General features: G+C 64.9%; 17 protein-coding genes and 1 other RNA gene. 5 read left to right on the top strand and 13 right to left on the bottom strand.

Annotated features, from left to right (window positions below; all coding sequences use genetic code 11):
- Positions 1-22 precede the first annotated feature (22 nt).
- An RNA gene (ffs, locus tag B4M43_RS17105) (signal recognition particle sRNA small type) lies at positions 23-119 on the top strand.
- Positions 120-199: 80 nt separating this feature from the next.
- On the opposite strand, the gene B4M43_RS17100 is transcribed toward ffs, so the two are convergent.
- Positions 200-625 carry a helix-turn-helix domain-containing protein gene (locus B4M43_RS17100; RefSeq protein ID WP_296268660.1) on the bottom strand — a complete coding sequence of 142 codons (426 nt, stop codon included), beginning with the start codon at positions 623-625 and terminating at the stop codon, positions 200-202.
- Positions 626-709: 84 nt separating this feature from the next.
- Between B4M43_RS17100 and B4M43_RS17095 the strand changes: the two genes are divergently transcribed.
- Positions 710-1201: a DUF2938 domain-containing protein gene (locus tag B4M43_RS17095; protein ID WP_296268659.1), complete on the top strand. Its 492-nt coding sequence runs from the start codon at positions 710-712 to the stop codon at positions 1199-1201.
- Between the two features lie 162 nt (positions 1202-1363).
- On the opposite strand, the gene B4M43_RS17090 is transcribed toward B4M43_RS17095, so the two are convergent.
- On the bottom strand, positions 1364-3490 hold the full coding sequence (locus B4M43_RS17090; protein ID WP_414707877.1) for a TonB-dependent siderophore receptor: 2127 nt from the start codon (positions 3488-3490) through the stop codon (positions 1364-1366).
- Positions 3491-3849: 359 nt separating this feature from the next.
- On the opposite strand from B4M43_RS17090, the gene dnaX reads away from it, so the two are divergent.
- From dnaX to recR, 3 genes are all read left to right on the top strand, one after another.
- On the top strand, positions 3850-5907 hold the full coding sequence (gene dnaX / locus B4M43_RS17085; protein ID WP_296268657.1) for a DNA polymerase III subunit gamma/tau: 2058 nt from the start codon (positions 3850-3852) through the stop codon (positions 5905-5907).
- Between the two features lie 63 nt (positions 5908-5970).
- Complete coding sequence (locus B4M43_RS17080) at positions 5971-6297, top strand: YbaB/EbfC family nucleoid-associated protein (RefSeq protein ID WP_296268656.1); 327 nt, start codon at positions 5971-5973, stop codon at positions 6295-6297.
- Between the two features lie 90 nt (positions 6298-6387).
- On the top strand, positions 6388-6990 hold the full coding sequence (gene recR, locus B4M43_RS17075) for a recombination mediator RecR (RefSeq protein ID WP_296268655.1): 603 nt from the start codon (positions 6388-6390) through the stop codon (positions 6988-6990).
- Between the two features lie 51 nt (positions 6991-7041).
- Here recR and B4M43_RS17070 read toward each other — a convergent pair whose 3' ends face one another.
- From B4M43_RS17070 to B4M43_RS17020, 11 genes are all read right to left on the bottom strand, one after another.
- Positions 7042-7590, bottom strand: a complete 549-nt coding sequence (locus B4M43_RS17070) for an adenine phosphoribosyltransferase (RefSeq protein ID WP_296268654.1) — start codon at positions 7588-7590, stop codon at positions 7042-7044.
- A gap of 54 nt (positions 7591-7644) precedes the next feature.
- On the bottom strand, positions 7645-8379 hold the full coding sequence (gene fnrA / locus B4M43_RS17065) for a Crp/Fnr family transcriptional regulator FnrA (protein WP_296268653.1): 735 nt from the start codon (positions 8377-8379) through the stop codon (positions 7645-7647).
- A 280-nt stretch (positions 8380-8659) separates the two neighbouring features.
- A complete protein-coding gene (gene hemN / locus B4M43_RS17060) occupies positions 8660-10042 on the bottom strand; it encodes an oxygen-independent coproporphyrinogen III oxidase (protein ID WP_296268652.1) in 1383 nt (460 codons plus the stop codon).
- A gap of 105 nt (positions 10043-10147) precedes the next feature.
- A complete protein-coding gene (locus B4M43_RS17055; protein WP_296268651.1) occupies positions 10148-10831 on the bottom strand; it encodes a sulfite exporter TauE/SafE family protein in 684 nt (227 codons plus the stop codon).
- Complete coding sequence (gene ccoS, locus B4M43_RS17050) at positions 10824-11033, bottom strand: cbb3-type cytochrome oxidase assembly protein CcoS (protein ID WP_296268650.1); 210 nt, start codon at positions 11031-11033, stop codon at positions 10824-10826. The genes B4M43_RS17055 and ccoS overlap by 8 nt, the downstream gene beginning before the upstream one ends.
- A gap of 40 nt (positions 11034-11073) precedes the next feature.
- Positions 11074-13527, bottom strand: coding sequence for a heavy metal translocating P-type ATPase (locus B4M43_RS17045; protein ID WP_296268649.1), 2454 nt, complete (start codon positions 13525-13527; stop codon positions 11074-11076).
- Entirely contained in the window at positions 13524-14051 is a 528-nt protein-coding gene (locus tag B4M43_RS17040) for a FixH family protein (protein WP_296268648.1), read from the bottom strand. Before B4M43_RS17040 ends, B4M43_RS17045 begins: the two co-directional genes overlap by 4 nt.
- A gap of 11 nt (positions 14052-14062) precedes the next feature.
- The gene (ccoG, locus tag B4M43_RS17035) at positions 14063-15475 is read right to left on the bottom strand and encodes a cytochrome c oxidase accessory protein CcoG (RefSeq protein ID WP_296268647.1); all 1413 of its coding nucleotides are present in this window, start codon (positions 15473-15475) and stop codon (positions 14063-14065) included.
- 246 nt (positions 15476-15721) lie between these two features.
- Entirely contained in the window at positions 15722-16693 is a 972-nt protein-coding gene (gene ccoP / locus B4M43_RS17030) for a cytochrome-c oxidase, cbb3-type subunit III (RefSeq protein ID WP_296268646.1), read from the bottom strand.
- The gene (locus tag B4M43_RS17025) at positions 16690-16893 is read right to left on the bottom strand and encodes a cbb3-type cytochrome oxidase subunit 3 (protein ID WP_296268645.1); all 204 of its coding nucleotides are present in this window, start codon (positions 16891-16893) and stop codon (positions 16690-16692) included. Before B4M43_RS17025 ends, ccoP begins: the two co-directional genes overlap by 4 nt.
- The coding region (locus tag B4M43_RS17020; protein ID WP_296268644.1) for a cbb3-type cytochrome c oxidase subunit II at positions 16893-17097 on the bottom strand (205 nt) is incomplete at its 5' end. The genes B4M43_RS17020 and B4M43_RS17025, both read right to left, overlap by 1 nt.

Genomic DNA, 17097 nt, shown 5'->3' with positions numbered 1-17097 from the left:
CGAACCGCGTTAGTGGTGGCCCTACCGGTCCCCCCGCAACGATTACCCGTCAACCTGGTCAGATCCGGAAGGAAGCAGCCACAGCGGGAACATTGTGTGCCGGGGTGTGGCTGGTGGGGCTGCCTCCATTTCAGGGATCGGAAAATCTTATCGACCCTACCGCAGCGCCCTCTCCTGTATCGAATCCCGTATCTGCCCCTCAGCGCGCCTCAAGCGCTTGGATGGCATCTGCGCGCCGCTTGCCTTTGCGCGATTGTTTGGCCACCACCCTAACCAGCCTCTGAAAGGTCGGACACGCCAGATGATCCGTCTGCGGGCACTGGGCGGCATGTCGTAGGCCCTTGCTCATCGCTTGCAAGCGCTTGATCCGTGCGTCGAGCAAGTCAGCCTGTTCGCTTAACCGCGCACGATCCACTTCTCCTTCGCTCAGCATTGCTGCGACCTCGTCCAGGGAAAAACCCGCCGCCTGGCCCAGCGCTATCAGCGCCAGGCGCTGAACCACGTCGGGCGCGAACTGGCGGCGTTGGCCGTGGCCGGAGAGTGGGGTGATCAGCCCTTTATTGGCGTAGTAACGCAGGGTCGAGGCGGGTACGCCAGTGCGGCGGGCGACGTCGGAAATGTCCATGAACAGGCTCCTTGACTTGAAGTCGACTTCAACTTGTAGGCTGCCCCGCAGGCTGGATCACGTCAATCTGCGGAGAATCGAAGTATGGAAATCGCAACGTTCATCGGCACGAGCCTGGCGCTCGGCGTCGGTGCCACCTTGGTCATGGATGCCTGGGCGCTGCTGCTCAGGTGCCTTGGCGTGCGGACTTTGGACTATGCGCTGGTGGGGCGCTGGCTTGGGCATTTGACGCAGGGGCGGTGGCGCCATGAGGCGATTGCCAAGGCGCAACCCGTGCTCTGCGAGCGGCCGTTGGGCTGGGTGGCGCACTACGGTATTGGCGTCTGTTTCGCTGCTGTGCTTCTGGGTTGGCTGGGCGCGCCTTGGCTGGCCTCGCCTACGGTCGGGCCGGCGCTGGGTTTCGGTCTGGTGACCGTGCTGTTGCCGCTACTGGTGATGCAGCCGGCGATGGGGGCTGGGGTCTTCGCTTGGCGTACGCCAACACCGGTACGGGTATGTGTGCGCAGCTTGGCGACCCATGGGGTGTTTGGGATGGGGTTGTATGCGGCCGCCTGTGTGGTGGGGATAGGGAGTTGAGCGGGCATTGCCACAATCTGTCAGGGCGGTGGCTGCGTCTCTCAAGGCCGGCTGCGTTGCGCGAGGCGATGGCGCGTTCCAAGCGGCGAGGGACGATTTGAATGCACGACGCCAGCGCGAAGGCTGGCGTTGTGTTAGCCGGGTAGGGCAGTGAGGCGCGCGTCAGAGGGTCCATTTCAGGCTGAACATGACGTTGCGGGGGTCGCCATATACGCCGGTACCTGTGCCGTTGGGAATGCCCTGCCAGTATTTCTCGTCAGTAAGGTTGTTGAGGTTGACACGGCCGTCCCAGTGTTCGTCGAAGCGATAACCGGCCATCAGGCCAAGAATGGCATAGCTGTCCTGGGTGGAGTGCCCGGTGCCGACGCGGTAATAGGTTTCGCTTTGCGCGAACACGTCTGCGCCGACACGGAATTTGTTCAGGTCGCCCGTGAAATTGTAGGTGGTCGCGGCTTTGAACAGATGCTTGGGCTGCTCGGGCGCAAAGCGCTTGCCTTGATAGGTGTCGTCTTTGGTGTACTCACTCATGACGTAAACGTAAGAGGCCGAGAAGTTCCAGTCCGGGGTCAGGGCGCCGCTGATTTCGGTATCGACGCCACGGCTGCGTACCTCACCCGCAGCCTCGTAGCAGGAGCGAGGTGGTGCGCAACCCGACGCATCTGCAGACAACAGATACGGGCGGTTCTGTTGGGTCATGTCGAACAGGGCGATGGAGGCATTCAGGTCGCCATTGAAATACTCACCTTTCAGGCCGATTTCATAGCTTTCACCCGTAGTGGGTTGCAGCACACTGTCGGAAGCATCCAGTTTGTCTTGGGGTTTGTAGATTTCGGTATAGCTCGCATAGGCCGAGTAGGTGTCGTTCAGGTCATAGATGACACCAGCGTATGGCGTGAACTCGCGAGTCGCCTTGTAGCCACTGCCAGAGGTTTCGTTCTCGAAGTCGAACCAGCTCACCCGACCGCCCAGAATGACGTGCAGCGGTTCGATGGGATTGAGGCGGACGACGGCATAGGCCGCTTCTTCGGTAGTGACCGTTTTGTTGGCGTAGGCGCCCCGGTCTTCGAGGGAAGGCTTGACCACGCTGCCGGGGTTGAAGTTGTAGATGTCGACCGGCGTCAGCCCCCAATAGCCACCGCGGATGTGGTAATCCTCATGACGTTTGCTGACGCCGGCCTGGAATTCATGCTCGCGGCCAAAAGCTTGAAACGCGCCACTCAACGAAGCATCGAGATTGAGCAGGTCATCGTCGGTGAGGTACTGACCCGAGGCGGTGCCCAGGTCGGCGACCGACGTATAGGCATAGGTGGGGTTCGTCGAACCTAGATAGTTGGAGAACGTATCGGACTCGTTCCACATCTTCTGCGCGGCGAATTTGGCTTTCCAACCGTTGTTGAACGTATGGGTGACATCGCCGAACAACGTGTAGTTGTCCTGATCCCAATAGGCCCATTTACCTGCCAGGTAGGTCGAACGGGACAGTCCGAGGTTTTCGCCGTTCGGGCCGCTGGGCAGGCTGCCCCAGTCGGAAGTCTTGTCCTGACGCTGTTTCGACGCACCCACGGTCACAGTGGTGGAGTCGTTCATATCGGCTTCCAGGATGCCGTAGAACGTCTGACGCTTGTTTTCCCGCACGTCGACGAAGCTGTGGCCATCTTCATAGGCCGCGACCACACGGCCACGCACGGTGCCGCTGTCGTTGAGCCTATTGGAAGCATCGACTTCGGTGCGGTAACGGTCCCAGCTTCCAGCGCTGGTGGTCACGCTCACCTGCGGCGTGTCGGTCGGGCGCTTGCGCACGAGATTGAGCGTTGCCGAAGGGTCGCCCGCACCGGTCATCAATCCGGTGGCGCCGCGCACCACTTCGATACGGTCATAGATCGCCATGTCCGGCGAAGCCATGGTGTCGAGGGTGAAGGTGCCTACCGAGGTCGGCAGGCCATCGAACATGATGTTGTCGATGCGAAAACCACGGGCCAGAAACTCCTGACGGTCCGAACCGATTTTGCGCAGCGTGATGCCTGGGGCGTATTTGACAACGTCGTTGAGGTCCGTGATGCCCTGGTCTTCTATGCGCTGACGGGTCATGACGCTGACCGACTGCGGCGTCTGGCGGATCGACAGAGGCAGCCCTGCGGAGGTGCCCATTGCGCCGGTGGTGTAAGACCGGGAGCCTTCGGTGGTTGCTTGATTCTTCAGGCTATCGGCATCGGCCGTAACGGTGCTCGCACCCAGTTCGACCACTTCGGCGGCGTGTACCAGCGTGCCGGCGCTGGCCAGCGAGATCATCAGCGCCAGGCGGCGCAGCGGAAAGCGGTTCATGCTCGGAAAACCCTCGGGCACAGCCCAGTCGGACCCTACCCAAGTGGGTAGGGTGGTGCAGTATTGGCTTGTGGGAAAAATTCCCTATCGTTGTGGGGCACTGGGTGGACAATGCGGAGCGAAGGCTATGTGTTTGTGAAAATTATGTAAATAAAAATATTTACCATTCCCAATTGCGTTGCCGATGGAGGGTCGTGCAAGCATACGCCCAGTATCCCGACGCTCTATCAAGGGCCAATACGAGCCACACCCCGCAGGCAAGGTGCAATTCTTCCCCCGCTCGGCTAGCATTAGCGCTCTTCGCTCCCCAGGTCGTGACGTTTTTCATGAGTTATCAGGTTCTTGCACGTAAATGGCGTCCGCGCTCGTTCCGCGAAATGGTCGGCCAGGCCCATGTGCTCAAGGCCTTGATCAACGCGCTGGACAACCAGCGCCTGCACCATGCCTACCTGTTCACCGGCACGCGCGGGGTGGGCAAGACCACCATCGCGCGCATCATCGCCAAGTGCCTGAATTGCGAGACCGGCATCACCTCCACCCCTTGCGGGCAGTGCTCGGTGTGCCGCGAGATCGACGAGGGGCGTTTCGTCGACCTGATCGAGATCGACGCCGCCAGTCGCACCAAGGTCGAAGACACCCGCGAACTGCTCGACAACGTGCAGTACGCGCCGAGCCGTGGGCGCTTCAAGGTCTACCTGATCGACGAAGTGCACATGCTCTCGAGCCACTCGTTCAACGCACTGTTGAAGACCCTCGAAGAGCCGCCGCCGTACGTCAAGTTCATCCTCGCCACCACCGACCCGCAGAAGCTGCCGGCGACCATCCTCTCGCGTTGCCTGCAGTTCTCGTTGAAGAACATGACCCCCGAACGGGTGGTCGAGCATCTGGCCCATGTGCTGGCGGCCGAAAGCGTGCCGTTCGAAGAAGATGCCCTGTGGTTGCTCGGCCGTGCCGCCGACGGCTCGATGCGCGACGCCATGAGCCTGACCGACCAGGCCATCGTCTTCGGTGAGGGCAAGGTGCTGGCGGCGGACGTTCGCGCCATGCTCGGCACCCTCGACCAGGGCCAGGTCTACAGCGTGCTGCAAGCGCTGCTCGACGGTGACGCGCGGGCCTTGCTCGAAGCGGTGCGCGCGCTGGCCGAGCAAGGACCGGACTGGAGCGGCGTGCTGGCCGAAATGCTCAACGTGCTGCACCGCGTGGCCATCGCCCAGGCGTTGCCCGAAGCGGTCGACAACGGCCATGGCGACCGCGAGCAGGTGTTGAACCTGGCCCAGGCGTTGCCAGCCGAAGACGTGCAGTTCTATTACCAGATGGGCCTGATCGGCCGTCGCGACCTGCCCCTGGCGCCCGAGCCGCGGGGCGGCTTCGAGATGGTGCTGCTGCGCATGCTGGCGTTCCGGCCTGCCGATGCCGACGACGCGCCGAGGGCCACGCTAAAGCCGGTGGGGATCAGCCAAGCCACAGCTGATTCCTCCAAAGCGGTGGCAGCGACGCGTTCCACGGTTGCCGAATCCGCTGCCGATACAGCGTCGTCGGGCGCAGCGGCGTCAGCGCCATCGCTCGCAGCCCAGCCGGCGGCAGTGCCTGCGCCGCCCGTTGCGCCACCGCAGCCTATTGCTCAAGCGGAGCCCCAGGCACTGCCGGCGGCCAAGCCCAAGCCTGCGCCCGCCCAAGCCCCAGCGCCCACCGACCTGCCTTGGGAGCCCGTGGCGCAAACGGCCCAGCCTGCGCGTGAGCAAGTGCCGCCGCAGCGCCAGACACCGTCCGACCCACGCGACGACGAGCCACCGTTCGATCCTTCGGCCTACGCCTCGGCGGGCATGGAGCGCGACGACGACGCACCGCTCGACGACGATTACGAATCGCCGCCGCCCGACCCGGTCTCGTTCAGCTACCTGGACGAACTGGCCGAACACGTGCAGGAAGCCGAGGCCCAGCCACCGGTCGAGCCCCTGCCTGCCGCCAAGCCGGCCACAGGTCTCGCTCTACAATGGCTGGAATTATTCCCGGCGCTGCCGGTCTCGGGTATGACGGGCAACATTGCCGCCAACTGCACGCTGATCTCCACCGAGGGCGACCACTGGCTGCTGCACCTGGACCCTGCGCAAGGCGCGCTGTTCAACACTACCCAGCAGCGGCGTCTGAACGAAGCGCTCAACCAGCACTTGGGCCGCAGCATCGGCTTGACCATCGAACTGGTGCGTCCGGAACAGGAAACCCCAGCCCAGGCCGCTGCGCGCAAGCGTGCCGAACGCCAGCACGAGGCCGAGGTGTCGATCGAGCAAGACCCGCTCATCCAGCAGATGATCCAACGGTTTGGCGCCTCGGTGCGGCAGGATACTATTGAGCCCGTGCAGGCCCTGGCGAAGCAGGGCGATTGAACGAATAACCACACGTCCGGCTTAGGCCGGGCGGTAGCCTACGACCCACTCGAGGTATACCCCATGATGAAAGGTGGCATGGCTGGCCTGATGAAGCAGGCCCAGCAAATGCAGGAAAAAATGGCCAAGGCCCAGGAAGAACTGGCCAAGGCGGAAGTCACCGGGCAATCCGGCGCCGGCCTGGTCAGTGTCGTGATGACCGGCCGTCACGACGTCAAGCGCATCAGCCTTGACGACAGCCTGATGCAGGAAGACAAGGAGGTGCTCGAAGACCTGATCGCCGCCGCCGTCAACGACGCCGTGCGCAAGATCGAGCAGAACAGCAAGGAGCAGATGGGCAGCATGACCGCCGGCATGCAACTGCCGCCAGGCTTCAAGATGCCGTTCTAAACGTTTTTTAGTTGTCTGAAGGGGGAGCGGCAGCCGCAGGGTTGCGGCTCCCTCGTTCGTTATGCCACCCGTTGAGAGCAGGTCTGCCCCATGAGCTTCAGCCCCTTGATCCGCCAATTGATCGACGCCCTGCGCATCCTGCCGGGCGTGGGTCAGAAAACCGCGCAGCGCATGGCCCTGCAACTGCTCGAACGCGACCGCAGTGGGGGCACGCGCCTGGCCCAGGCGCTGTCACAGGCCATGGAAGGCGTCGGCCACTGCCGGCAATGCCGCACCCTGACCGAGCAGGAGCTGTGCCCGCAGTGCGCCGATCCGCGCCGTGACGACGCCCAGTTGTGCGTGGTGGAAGGGCCAATGGACATGTTCGCCGTCGACCAGGCCGGTTACCGCGGCCGCTACTTCGTGCTCAAGGGCCACCTGTCGCCGCTCGACGGCCTGGGGCCGGACGCGATCGGCATTCCGCAATTGATGGCGCTGATCGACACCAAGGGCACCTTCACCGAAGTGATCCTGGCGACCAACCCCACGGTCGAGGGCGAGGCGACCGCGCACTACATCGCGCAGTTGCTGGCCGAAAAGAACATCGCCGCCACCCGCATTGCCCACGGCGTGCCCCTGGGCGGCGAGTTGGAACTGGTCGATGGCGGCACGCTGGCGCACGCCTTCGCCGGGCGCCGGCCTGTGGCGTATTGATTGGAACAGGCACAGGCGCCGGTTTACCGGCACCTGATCGGGCAGGGCGACTCAGTACTCGGCGAGCGAGAATTCGGTCAGGCAGAAGGTGGGTACGCCCATATCCTGCAAGCGCTGCGAACCTTGCAGTTCGGGCAGGTCGATGATCGCCGCCGCTTCGAACACCTGGGCGCCGGTGCGACGGATCAGCTGGGTGGCGGCGAGCAGGGTGCCGCCGGTGGCGATCAGGTCGTCGAAGATCACCACGGCGTCGCCTTCGCACAGGCTGTCGGCGTGCACTTCCAGGAAGGCTTCGCCGTATTCGGTCTTGTAGGGCTCTGAGAGTACGTCGGCGGGCAGCTTGCCTTGCTTGCGGAACAGGATCAGCGGCTTGTTCAGCTGGTGGGCGATGATCGAGCCGATCAGAAAGCCCCGCGCGTCCATGGCGCCGATGTGGCTGAACGGCGCTTCGACATAGCGCTCGATGAACTGGTCGGCCACGTAGCGCAAGCCACGGGGCGACTGGAACAGCGGGGTGATGTCGCGGAAGATCACGCCCGGTTTGGGAAAGTCGGGGACCGGGCGGATCAGGGCTTTGAGGTCGAAGGTGTCGCTGTGCATGTTGCGGGTATCCTGGGGAAATCTGGCCGCCAGTATACCCAATTCACCCTGCCGTCAGGCGTCCATCGAGCCACCGGCCAGCGCGCACAACTGGATCGGGTCGAGGATGTGCACTTCCTTGCCTTCGGCCTTGAGCAGGCCGTTTTGCTGGAAGCGGGTGAAGACCCGCGAGACGGTTTCCACGGCCAGGCCCAGGTAGTTGCCGATCTCGTTGCGCGACATGCTCAGGCGGAACTGGTTGGCCGAATAGCCCCTGGCGCGGAAGCGCGCCGAGAGGTTGACCAAGAAGGTGGCAATGCGCTCGTCTGCGGTCTTTTTCGACAGCAGCAGCATCATCTGCTGGTCATCGCGGATTTCCCGGCTCATGACGCGCATCAGCTGGCGGCGCAGCTGCGGCAGTTGCACCGACAGCTCGTCCAGGCGCTCGAAGGGGATCTCGCACACGGACGTAGTTTCCTGGGCTTGCGCCGACACCGGATAGGCCTCGGTGTCCATGCCCGACAGCCCGACCAGTTCGCTGGGCAGGTGGAAGCCGGTGATCTGTTCCTCGCCGCTGTCGCTCAGGCTGAAGGTTTTCAAGGCGCCCGAACGCACGGCATACACCGAGCCGAAATTGTCCCCCTGGCGGAACAGGAATTCGCCTTTTTTCAGCGGACGACCCCGTTTGACGATGTCGTCCAGTGCGTCCATGTCTTCCAGATTCAGGGACAGGGGCAGGCACAGCGGCGCCAGGCTGCAATCCTTGCAGTGGGCCTGGGTGTGGGGGCGCAGTTTGACTGGCTCGGACATTTCTTTCGATCCTTGTGGAAAAGCACACATAAGCCGTAAGGGTACCTTACAGGGTGTGCGGTAGCCAGCCGGTACAGTGGTCGCGCACCGCGGCTTGGTCGGCACCGGTAGGTGCCTGGATGGATGGTGTTTCCCTCTGTAAGCCCCATGGCAGGCTGTCCATGCCCGCCAGACCCGATTCGAATGGATGCTTCGACGGCGATGAAACTAGACCGAAAAAGACCATTTCCTCTTTAGGACTTGAGACTTTTCGTACAAGCCTTGGTGCTTGCAGGATAGGTCAAATGACGCGCGAAAACCGTTGCTGCGCGTGTTGGGCCAAGTAGGCGTCGAAGACCATGCACACCGACCGCACCAGCAAGCGGCCTGCCGGCAGCACGCGAATGCCTTGGCCGTCGAGGGTGATCAGGCCGTCGCGCTGCAAGCCTTGCAGTGCTGGCCATTCGGCACTGAAATAGCCGCGGAAATCGATGGCGAAGGCCTGTTCGATCGGCTCGAAAGCCAATTCGAAATGGCAGATCAGTCGCTGGATCACTGCGCGCCGAATGCGATCGTCGCGGTTGCATACCAGGCCCCGCTGGGTCGCGAGCTGGGCGCCCGACAAGCTCTGCTGGTAGGTGGCCAGATCACTGCTGTTCTGGCTGTAGAGGTCGCCGATCTGGCTGATCGCCGAAACGCCGAGGCCCACGAGATCGCAATGGCCGTGGGTGGTGTAACCCTGGAAATTGCGTTGCAGGGTGCCTTCCTCCTGGGCGATGGCCAGTTCGTCGTCGGGCAGGGCGAAATGGTCCATGCCGATGTAACGGTAACCTGCGTGGGTCAATTGCTCGATGGTGTTGCGCAGCATCTCCAGCTTGGCTGCAGGGGCGGGCAGGTCGCTGCCGTCGATGCGCCGTTGCGGCATGAAACGCTCGGGCAGGTGCGCGTAGTTGAAGACCGAGAGGCGGTCGGGCTGCAGGTGGATGATCTCCTCCACGGTGCGGGCGAAACCTTCCGGGGTCTGTTTGGGCAGGCCATAGATCAGGTCGAGGTTGACCGAGCGGAATTGCAAGGTGCGCGCTGCTTCGATCAAGGTGCGGGTCTGCTCCAGGCTTTGCAGGCGGTTGATGGCCCGCTGCACGGCAGGGTCCAGGTCTTGCACGCCCAGGCTCACGCGGTTGAAACCCAGCTCACGGAGCAGGCCCATGGTCGACCAGTCGGCTTCGCGCGGGTCGAGTTCGATGCCGTAGTCGCCGGAATCGTCGTCGAGCAGGGTGAAGTGCCGGCGCAGCGCGCCCATCAATTGGCGCAGCTCCACATGGCTGAGAAAGGTCGGCGTGCCGCCGCCCAAGTGCAACTGCTCGACGGTCTGGCGGCCGTCGAGGTGGCAGGCGATCAGCTGGATTTCCTGTTCCAGGCGTTGCAGGTAAGGCTGGGCGCGGGCGCGGTCCTTGGTGATGACCTTGTTGCAGGCGCAGTAATAGCAGATGTTGGCGCAGAACGGCACGTGCACGTAGAGCGACAATGGGCGCACCGCGCGGCGGCTTTCGCGTAGCGCGTGCAGCAGGTCGAACGAGCCTACTTCGCTGTGCAGTTGCAGGGCGGTGGGGTAGGAGGTGTAACGTGGGCCGCTGAGGTCGTAGCGGCGGATCAGATCGGTGTCCCAACGCAGATCGTCGAGCATGTGGGCAGTCCCTGGACAAAGCAGCATGGGCCGCAGTCTAGGGGGGCGCTCAGGCGGCCATGTTGATTTGCATCAACGGCCAAATCGGTCGCATGGGCGCGCCGCTCAGTGGCCCATGAGCCAATGCTGGTGCGGCCCCGGCAAGGTCCACAGGCCGAACAGCATCACCAGTAGCCCGCCCGCCCGGCGCACGCTGCGTCGGTGCAGCAACGCTGTGACGCGCTCGGCGGCAAGCCCTGTGGCCAGCAGTACGGGCCAGGTGCCGATGCCGAAGGCCAACATCAGCACCGCGCTGTGGCCGGCATCGCCCTGGCTCGCGGCCCAGAGCAGGGTGCTGTACACCAGCCCGCACGGCAGCCAGCCCCACAACGCGCCCAGCAGCAGAGCACGCGGCAGGCTCGACACCGGCAGCAGGCGCGTGGCCAGGGGTTGTAGACGTCGCCAGAGGCCGCGCCCCAACCCTTCCACGCGGGTCAGCCCACTCCACCAGCCGGCCAGGTACAGGCCCATGGCGATCAGCAGCGCCGCCGCCAGCACGCGCATGCCCAAGGCCAGCGGCGTGCTCGCCACGGCCCAGCCGGCCAGGCCCAGCACCAGGCCGGCAGCGGCGTAGCTCAGCACCCGGCCCAGGTTGTAGGCGACCAGTAGACGCAGGCGGCGATTGCGTTGTTCGGCGGGGATGGCCAGGGTCAACGCGCCCATCAGCCCGCCACACATGCCCAGGCAGTGGCCGCCCCCGAGCAGGCCGAGCACCAGTGCAGAGCCGAGCAGCGGCAGCAGGTCAGCCATCGGCTTTGCCCGTGTCGCGCCGCTCGATGGGGTCGGATTTGATCGCAGCTTGGTGCGCCGGGTCCTGGTCGTCGAACAGGATGCTGTGCGCCGGGCTGTCGAGGTCGTCGTACTGACCGCTGTCCACCGCCCAGAAGAAGATGTAGACGGCCACGCCGACGATCAGCAAGGCGGCGGGAATCATGATGTACAAGGCAGGCATGGTTAGAACGCTCGGCGTGGAAGAAAGGCGGCGGCACGCTTCACGGCTGCGCTCCGACCAGGCATGGCCTGGACTCACCGCCCGTAGGCGAAGGCTTCAGCCGGGTCAGGCGCAAGGCATTGAGCACCACGATCAGCGAACTGACCGACATGCCGATGGCCGCCCACACGGGCGTGATCCAGCCCAACGCCGCAAAGGGTAGCATCAGGCCGTTGTACAGCGTCGCCCACAACAGGTTTTGCAGGATATTGCGGCGTGTGCGTCGAGCCAGATCGAAGGTGTCCACCAGCGCTTGCAGACGATTGCTCAGCAGCACAGCGTCGGCGCTGGTCTTGGCCAGGTCCGTGGCGCTGCCCATGGCGACGCTCACGTCGGCGGCGGCCAGCACCGGCACGTCGTTGACCCCGTCGCCCAGCATCAGCACTTTGTGCCCTTGGGCTTGCAGGGCTTTGACCCGTGCCAGCTTGTCGTCCGGACGCAGGCCGCCCTGGGCCTGGTCGAGCCCCAGCTGCTCGGCCACTTCCAGCACCATCGGTGAGCTGTCGCCCGACAGCAGCAGGGTGCGCCAGCCACGGGCTTTACAGGCGGCGACCAAGGCTGGGGCGTCGGCACGCAGGCGGTCGTCCAGACCGAACCAGGCCAGCGGCCCGTTCTGATCGCCCAACAACAGCCATTGCCCGCTGGATGTAGGAGTCGCCGGCACGTCGGCGCCACTCAAGGCGCAGACGAACGCGGCCTGGCCGATGCGCAACCGCCGCGCCTGCACCTGGCCCTGCAACCCCAGTCCTGGTGTGGCGCGTACCGCATCGGCAGGCTGCGCGGCGCGGCCGAAAGCCCGGGCGATGGGGTGCTCGGAACGGGTTTCCAGGGCGGCGGCCAAGGCCAGGCATCGGTCGGCGTTCAGCTCCGCCAGCGGCTGGACGGCGCGCAAGGTCAGGCGGCCTTCGGTCAGCGTGCCGGTCTTGTCGAACACTACCGTGTCGATCTGGTTCAAGCCTTCCAGCACATGGCCGCGGGTCACCAGCACGCCGAGCTTGTGCAGCGTGCCGGTTGCGGCCGTGAGCGCCGTGGGCGTGGCCAGCGACAACGCGCATGGGCAGGTGGCCACCAGCATCGCCAGGACGATCCAGAAGGCCCGCGTCGGGTCCAGTTGCCACCACACGGCGCCGACCACCACGGCTGCGACCAGCGAGCAGAGCAGAAACACCTGGGCCGCGCGATCGGCGATGCGCCCCAGGCGCGGCTTCTCCGTTTGCGCGCGCTCCAGCAGGCGGACGATGGCCGACAGGCGACTGGCCGGACCCAGGGTTTCGACCTCTATGGCCAAAGGGCTTTCGACGTTCAGCGTGCCGCCCGTGACCCGGTCCCCTTGCCGGCGCGCCAGGGGCAGGTATTCGCCGGTGAGCAGCGACTCGTCGATGCTCGAGCGGCCTTCGACGATACGCCCGTCGGCTGGAATCACCGCGCCCGGCGGCACCTGCACGCGATCGCCGACCTCCAGCTCGCCGAGCAGGATGCGCTCGGCATGCCCGTTTGCGTCCAGACGCAGGCACGAGGCCGGCAGCAGGTTGACCAGTTGCGCCGTGGCCGCCGCGGTGCGTTGCCGGGCGCGGCGCTCCAGGTAACGACCGGTGAGCAGGAACAGGGCGAACATGCCGACCGTGTCGAAATACAGCTCGCCATGCCCGGTGACGGCCGTCCAGATGCCCGCGAGGAATGCCAGGCCGATGGCCAGCGACACCGATACGTCCATGCTCAGATGGCGCGTGCGCAGGTCGCGGGCGGCGCCTTTGAACAAGGGCGCGCAGCTGTAGAAGACGATGGGGATGGTCAGAAACAGCGCCACCCAGCGCAGGATGGTGTGCAATTCGGGCGACAGGTCGACATTGAATTCCGGCCAGGTGGCCATGGTCGCCATCATCGCCTGGAACCACAGCAGCCCCGCCACGCCCAAGCGGCGCAGGGCGCTGCGGTTTTCCGACGCCAAACGCTCGCTGGCCTGGTCGGGTCGATAGGGATGGGCGGCATAGCCGATGCGCCGCAGCTCGGCCAGCAGCCGTGACAGGGGCAGGGCCTGGGCTGACCAGCGCAGCGTCAGGCGGTGGCTGGAAAGGTTCAACTGAGCGTTCTCGACGCCTGGCAGATTACGCAGATGCTTTTCGATCAGCCACCCACAGGCCGCGCAACTGATGCCCTCGACCATCAAGGTGGTTTCGCTGCAATCGCCGTCCTCGCGCACGAACCCGCGCTGTACGTCGCTGCGGTCGAACAGGCGCAGTTCGTCCTGCAGCGGCTGGGGCAGGTCTGCGGGGTTGGCGCTGGTTTCGCTGCGGTGCCGGTAATAGTGTTCCAGCCCCCCGGCGACGATCGATTCGGCCACTGCCTGGCAGCCTGGGCAGCAGAACGCACGCGCCTGGCCCAGCACCATGGCCTTGAAAGCAGTGCCGGCCGGCACCGGCAGGGCGCAGTGGTAGCAAGGGCAGGGTGGGCTCATGGCTGCCGCTCGGCTCCGAGCAACGCCTCGTCGCCCAGCTCCAGACGCGTGCCGTGCGTCACGTTCTCTTCCTCGAACAGCCGCCATACCTGGCCTTTTTCTTCGCCCAGCAGCTCGACGAAGCGCCGGCCCTCAACCTTGTCGTCCAGTTGGCCCAGGTAACGGCCCGGCCCTGCGCGGTTGAGCAGCACCTTGCGGTCGCGGCTAGGTTGGGTGGGCGAGATCAGGTTCAGCGCCAGGCTGGCCGGCTCGCTGCGGCCTTCGAGGCGCAGTTCCACCTCGCCCGTCAGCTCGTCCAGGTAGAGGCTGGCCTTCAACCCCAGCGATTGCGCCAGCAGTTCGCGGTCGAGCGAGCGGTTGATGCCCTTGCCGGCCTCGTAGTAGTTGTCGTTGACCAGGTTGTCCGGGTTGCGCACCGCAATGGCGACCATGGTCAGGCTCAGGCACACCGAGCAGGTCAGGATGCCGATCAGGATCCAGGGCCAGAGGTGCTTGTACCAGGGGCTGCTGGCAGTAACGGGCATGGCGGTTTCCCTTAGCGGATGGCGGGGCCGATGAAACGGCTCTGGGCCTGCACCTGGGCATCGTCGTCATCGGCGCTGCGCAAGGTGAAGGTGATTGGGTTGGTGGTCGAGGGCAGCGCTTCGGGCGCGACCGACAGCTGCACCGGCAGGCTGACGATGTCGCCGGCCGCTACGGCGATCTCACGCCGGCCGTCCAGGCGCAGGTCGGGCAGGCCGCTGGCGTCGAGCACGTAGACGTGGTCGCGCTGGTCCTTGTTCATCACCTTGAGGCTGTAGACGTTTTCGATCCGGCCTTCGGCGTTCTCGCGGTACAGTACGCGGTCCTTGCTGACGTCCAGGCCCACCAGCGGGCGCAAGGCGAAGGCGGTGGCGAGCGCTGCGAGCATCGCCAGCAGTACCAGCGCATAGCCGATCAGGCGCGGCCGCACCATGCGGGTCTTCTGCCCGGACAGGTTGTGTTCGGTGGTGTAGCTGATCAGGCCGCGCGGGTACTGCATCTTGTCCATCACCGTGTCGCAGGCGTCGATGCAGGCGGCGCAGCCGATGCAGTCGATCTGCAAACCGTCGCGGATGTCGATGCCGGTGGGGCAGACCTGCACGCAGAGAGTGCAGTCGATGCAGTCGCCCAGGCCCTTGGCCTTGTAGTCGGTGTCCTTCTTGCGCGCGCCACGGGCCTCGCCTCGGCGCGGGTCGTAGGACACGATCAGGGTGTCCTTGTCGAACATCACGCTCTGGAAGCGCGAGTAGGGGCACATGTGCACGCACACCTGTTCGCGCAGCCAGCCGGCGTTGCCGTAGGTGGCCAGGGTGAAGAAGCCGACCCAGAAGTACGCCCAGCCGTCGGCCTGGCCGGTGAACAGCTCGAATACCAGGTCGCGGATCGGCGAAAAGTAGCCGACGAAGGTCAGCCCGGTGAGGAAGCCGATCAGCAGCCACAGGCTGTGCTTGGCGGCCTTGCGTACGAATTTGTTGGCGCTCATCGGCGCCTTGTCGAGTTTGATGCGCTGGTTGCGGTCGCCTTCGGTGACCTTCTCGCACCACATGAAGATCCAGGTCCACACGCTTTGCGGGCAGGTGTAGCCGCACCAGACCCGGCCGGCATACACAGTAATGAAGAACAGGCCGAAGGCGGCGACGATGAGGATGCCCGAGAGCAGGATGAAGTCCTGCGGCCAGATGGTGGTGCCGAAAATGTAGAACTTGCGCTCCGGCAGGTTCCACCACACCGCCTGATGGCCGCCCCAGTTGAGCCACACGGTGCCGAAATACAGCAGGAAGAGCGCGGCGCCGGCGACCATGCGCACGCGGCGGAACAGGCCGGTGAAGGCTTTGGTGTAGATGTTCTTGCGTGCGGCGTAGAGGTCGACGGAAACCATCCCCTGGGCAGGTGGGGTAACGTCCTGTACTGGAATCTGTTTGCTCATCATCATGTCCCACGGCGGTGGAGAAAGTGCCGCGGCGGATCCATGCCGGCCGCGGTCGGTATCGCTGGGGGCTTGGCCCCGAGCCGGATGATACGCCCGTGCCAGCCGCCCGGGACGGCACTGCGACCTTAGGCCGCATTGGGGATGGCCATTTAACGTGATATGGCCGAATGTCAATTGACCCAGGTCAGATCACCTGCTGATGACGTCTTCCCGGCAGCGTTCGACCGGTGCTCCGTGAGCCTCTTATTCGCCGTCCTTGGGCGGGTGCGACAGGCTGTACACATAGGCCGCCAGCACATGCACCTTGTCGTTGCCCTGCAACTGCGCCTGGGCCGGCATCTGTCCTTGGCGTCCGTAACGGATGGTCTGCTGCAACTGGGCGAAGCTCGAGCCGTAGATGAACGCCGCAGGGCGGGTCAGGTCCGGCGCGCCCAGCATCGGCGTGCCTTTGCCCTCGGCGCCGTGGCAGGCCACGCAGTTGGTGGCGAACAGTTTCTGTCCGTTGTCGGCATCGGCGTTGGCGCCCTCGGGCAGGCGCCGCCCATTGAGCCCGGTGAGGACGAAAGCGGCCACGTCCGCCACGCCCTGGTCGCCGATCACCGCGGCCCAGCCGGGCATCACCCCGTGGCGGCCGTTCAGGATGCTGGCCTTGATGGTCTCGGGCTCGCCGCCCCAGCGCCATACGTCGTCGGTCAGGTTGGGAAAGCCGAAGGCACCCTTGGCGTCGGAGCCGTGGCACACCGAGCAGTTGGAGGCGAACAGCCGCGCGCCCATCTGCACGGCCTTGGGGTCTTGCGCCACGGCTTCGACCGGCATGGCTGCGTACCTGGCGTACAGCGGGCCGAAGCGAGCGTTGGCGCGGGCCATCTCCTTCTCCCACTCGTGCACACCGCTCCAGCCGCTGTCGCCGGTGGCGAATTCGGTGCGTTTGTCGTTATCCAGGTAGGCGTAGCCGGGCAGGATGCCGCGCCAGTTGCCCAGCCCCGGATACAGCACCAGGTAACCCACGGCGAACACCAGGGTGGCGACGAACAGCCAGAACCACCACTTGGGCAGTGGGTTGTCGTATTCCTCGATGCCGTCGAAGGCGTGGCCCACGGTGTCTTCGGTGGTGTCCTCGCGCTGGCCCTTGCGGGTCGACAGCAGCAGCCAGGTCAGGCCGACCAGGGTGCCCAAGGTGAGTACGCTGACGTAGAGGCTCCACAAGGTGGTCATGGCTGCTTGCTCCTGGGCGCCTGGCTCGGCGCCTTCTCCTGGGTAGGCTCGACGGCGCGTGGCGGTTCGTCGGCGAACGGCAGTTGCGTCGCTTCGTCGAAATCCCGTTTGCGCCGCGGGCTGAACACCCACAGGGCCAGCCCGACGAAGGCCACCAGCACCACCAGGGTGCCCAGGCCACGAATCATTCCGGTATCCATCAGCGTTTGCTCTTGATCAGGGTGCCCAGGCCTTGCAGGTAGGCCACCAGTGCGTCCATCTCGGTCTTGCCCTTGACCGCCTCGCGGGCGCCGGCGATGTCGGCGTCGCTGTACGGCACGCCGAGGGTGCGCAGCACCTCGAGCTTCTTCGCCGTGTCGCGGCCGTCGAGGGTGTTTTCCGCAAGCCAGGGGTAGGCCGGCATC

This window comes from Pseudomonas sp. UBA6562 (assembly GCF_002434265.1).
In the GTDB taxonomy this organism is placed as follows: Bacteria; Pseudomonadota; Gammaproteobacteria; order Pseudomonadales; family Pseudomonadaceae; genus Aquipseudomonas.
Note: the sequence above shows the minus strand (reverse complement) of the source record. Positions and strands in the feature narration are given on the sequence as shown.

Coding starts and splice junctions, on each gene's coding strand:
- B4M43_RS17100 (WP_296268660.1), bottom strand. CDS start 625: ATGGACATTTCCGACGTCGCCCGCCGCACTGGCGTACCCGCCTCGACC.
- B4M43_RS17095 (WP_296268659.1), top strand. CDS start 710: ATGGAAATCGCAACGTTCATCGGCACGAGCCTGGCGCTCGGCGTCGGT.
- B4M43_RS17090 (WP_414707877.1), bottom strand. CDS start 3,490: ATGATCTCGCTGGCCAGCGCCGGCACGCTGGTACACGCCGCCGAAGTG.
- dnaX (WP_296268657.1), top strand. CDS start 3,850: ATGAGTTATCAGGTTCTTGCACGTAAATGGCGTCCGCGCTCGTTCCGC.
- B4M43_RS17080 (WP_296268656.1), top strand. CDS start 5,971: ATGATGAAAGGTGGCATGGCTGGCCTGATGAAGCAGGCCCAGCAAATG.
- recR (WP_296268655.1), top strand. CDS start 6,388: ATGAGCTTCAGCCCCTTGATCCGCCAATTGATCGACGCCCTGCGCATC.
- B4M43_RS17070 (WP_296268654.1), bottom strand. CDS start 7,590: ATGCACAGCGACACCTTCGACCTCAAAGCCCTGATCCGCCCGGTCCCC.
- fnrA (WP_296268653.1), bottom strand. CDS start 8,379: ATGTCCGAGCCAGTCAAACTGCGCCCCCACACCCAGGCCCACTGCAAG.
- hemN (WP_296268652.1), bottom strand. CDS start 10,042: ATGCTCGACGATCTGCGTTGGGACACCGATCTGATCCGCCGCTACGAC.
- B4M43_RS17055 (WP_296268651.1), bottom strand. CDS start 10,831: ATGGCTGACCTGCTGCCGCTGCTCGGCTCTGCACTGGTGCTCGGCCTG.
- ccoS (WP_296268650.1), bottom strand. CDS start 11,033: ATGCCTGCCTTGTACATCATGATTCCCGCCGCCTTGCTGATCGTCGGC.
- B4M43_RS17045 (WP_296268649.1), bottom strand. CDS start 13,527: ATGAGCCCACCCTGCCCTTGCTACCACTGCGCCCTGCCGGTGCCGGCC.
- B4M43_RS17040 (WP_296268648.1), bottom strand. CDS start 14,051: ATGCCCGTTACTGCCAGCAGCCCCTGGTACAAGCACCTCTGGCCCTGG.
- ccoG (WP_296268647.1), bottom strand. CDS start 15,475: ATGAGCAAACAGATTCCAGTACAGGACGTTACCCCACCTGCCCAGGGG.
- ccoP (WP_296268646.1), bottom strand. CDS start 16,693: ATGACCACCTTGTGGAGCCTCTACGTCAGCGTACTCACCTTGGGCACC.
- B4M43_RS17025 (WP_296268645.1), bottom strand. CDS start 16,893: ATGGATACCGGAATGATTCGTGGCCTGGGCACCCTGGTGGTGCTGGTG.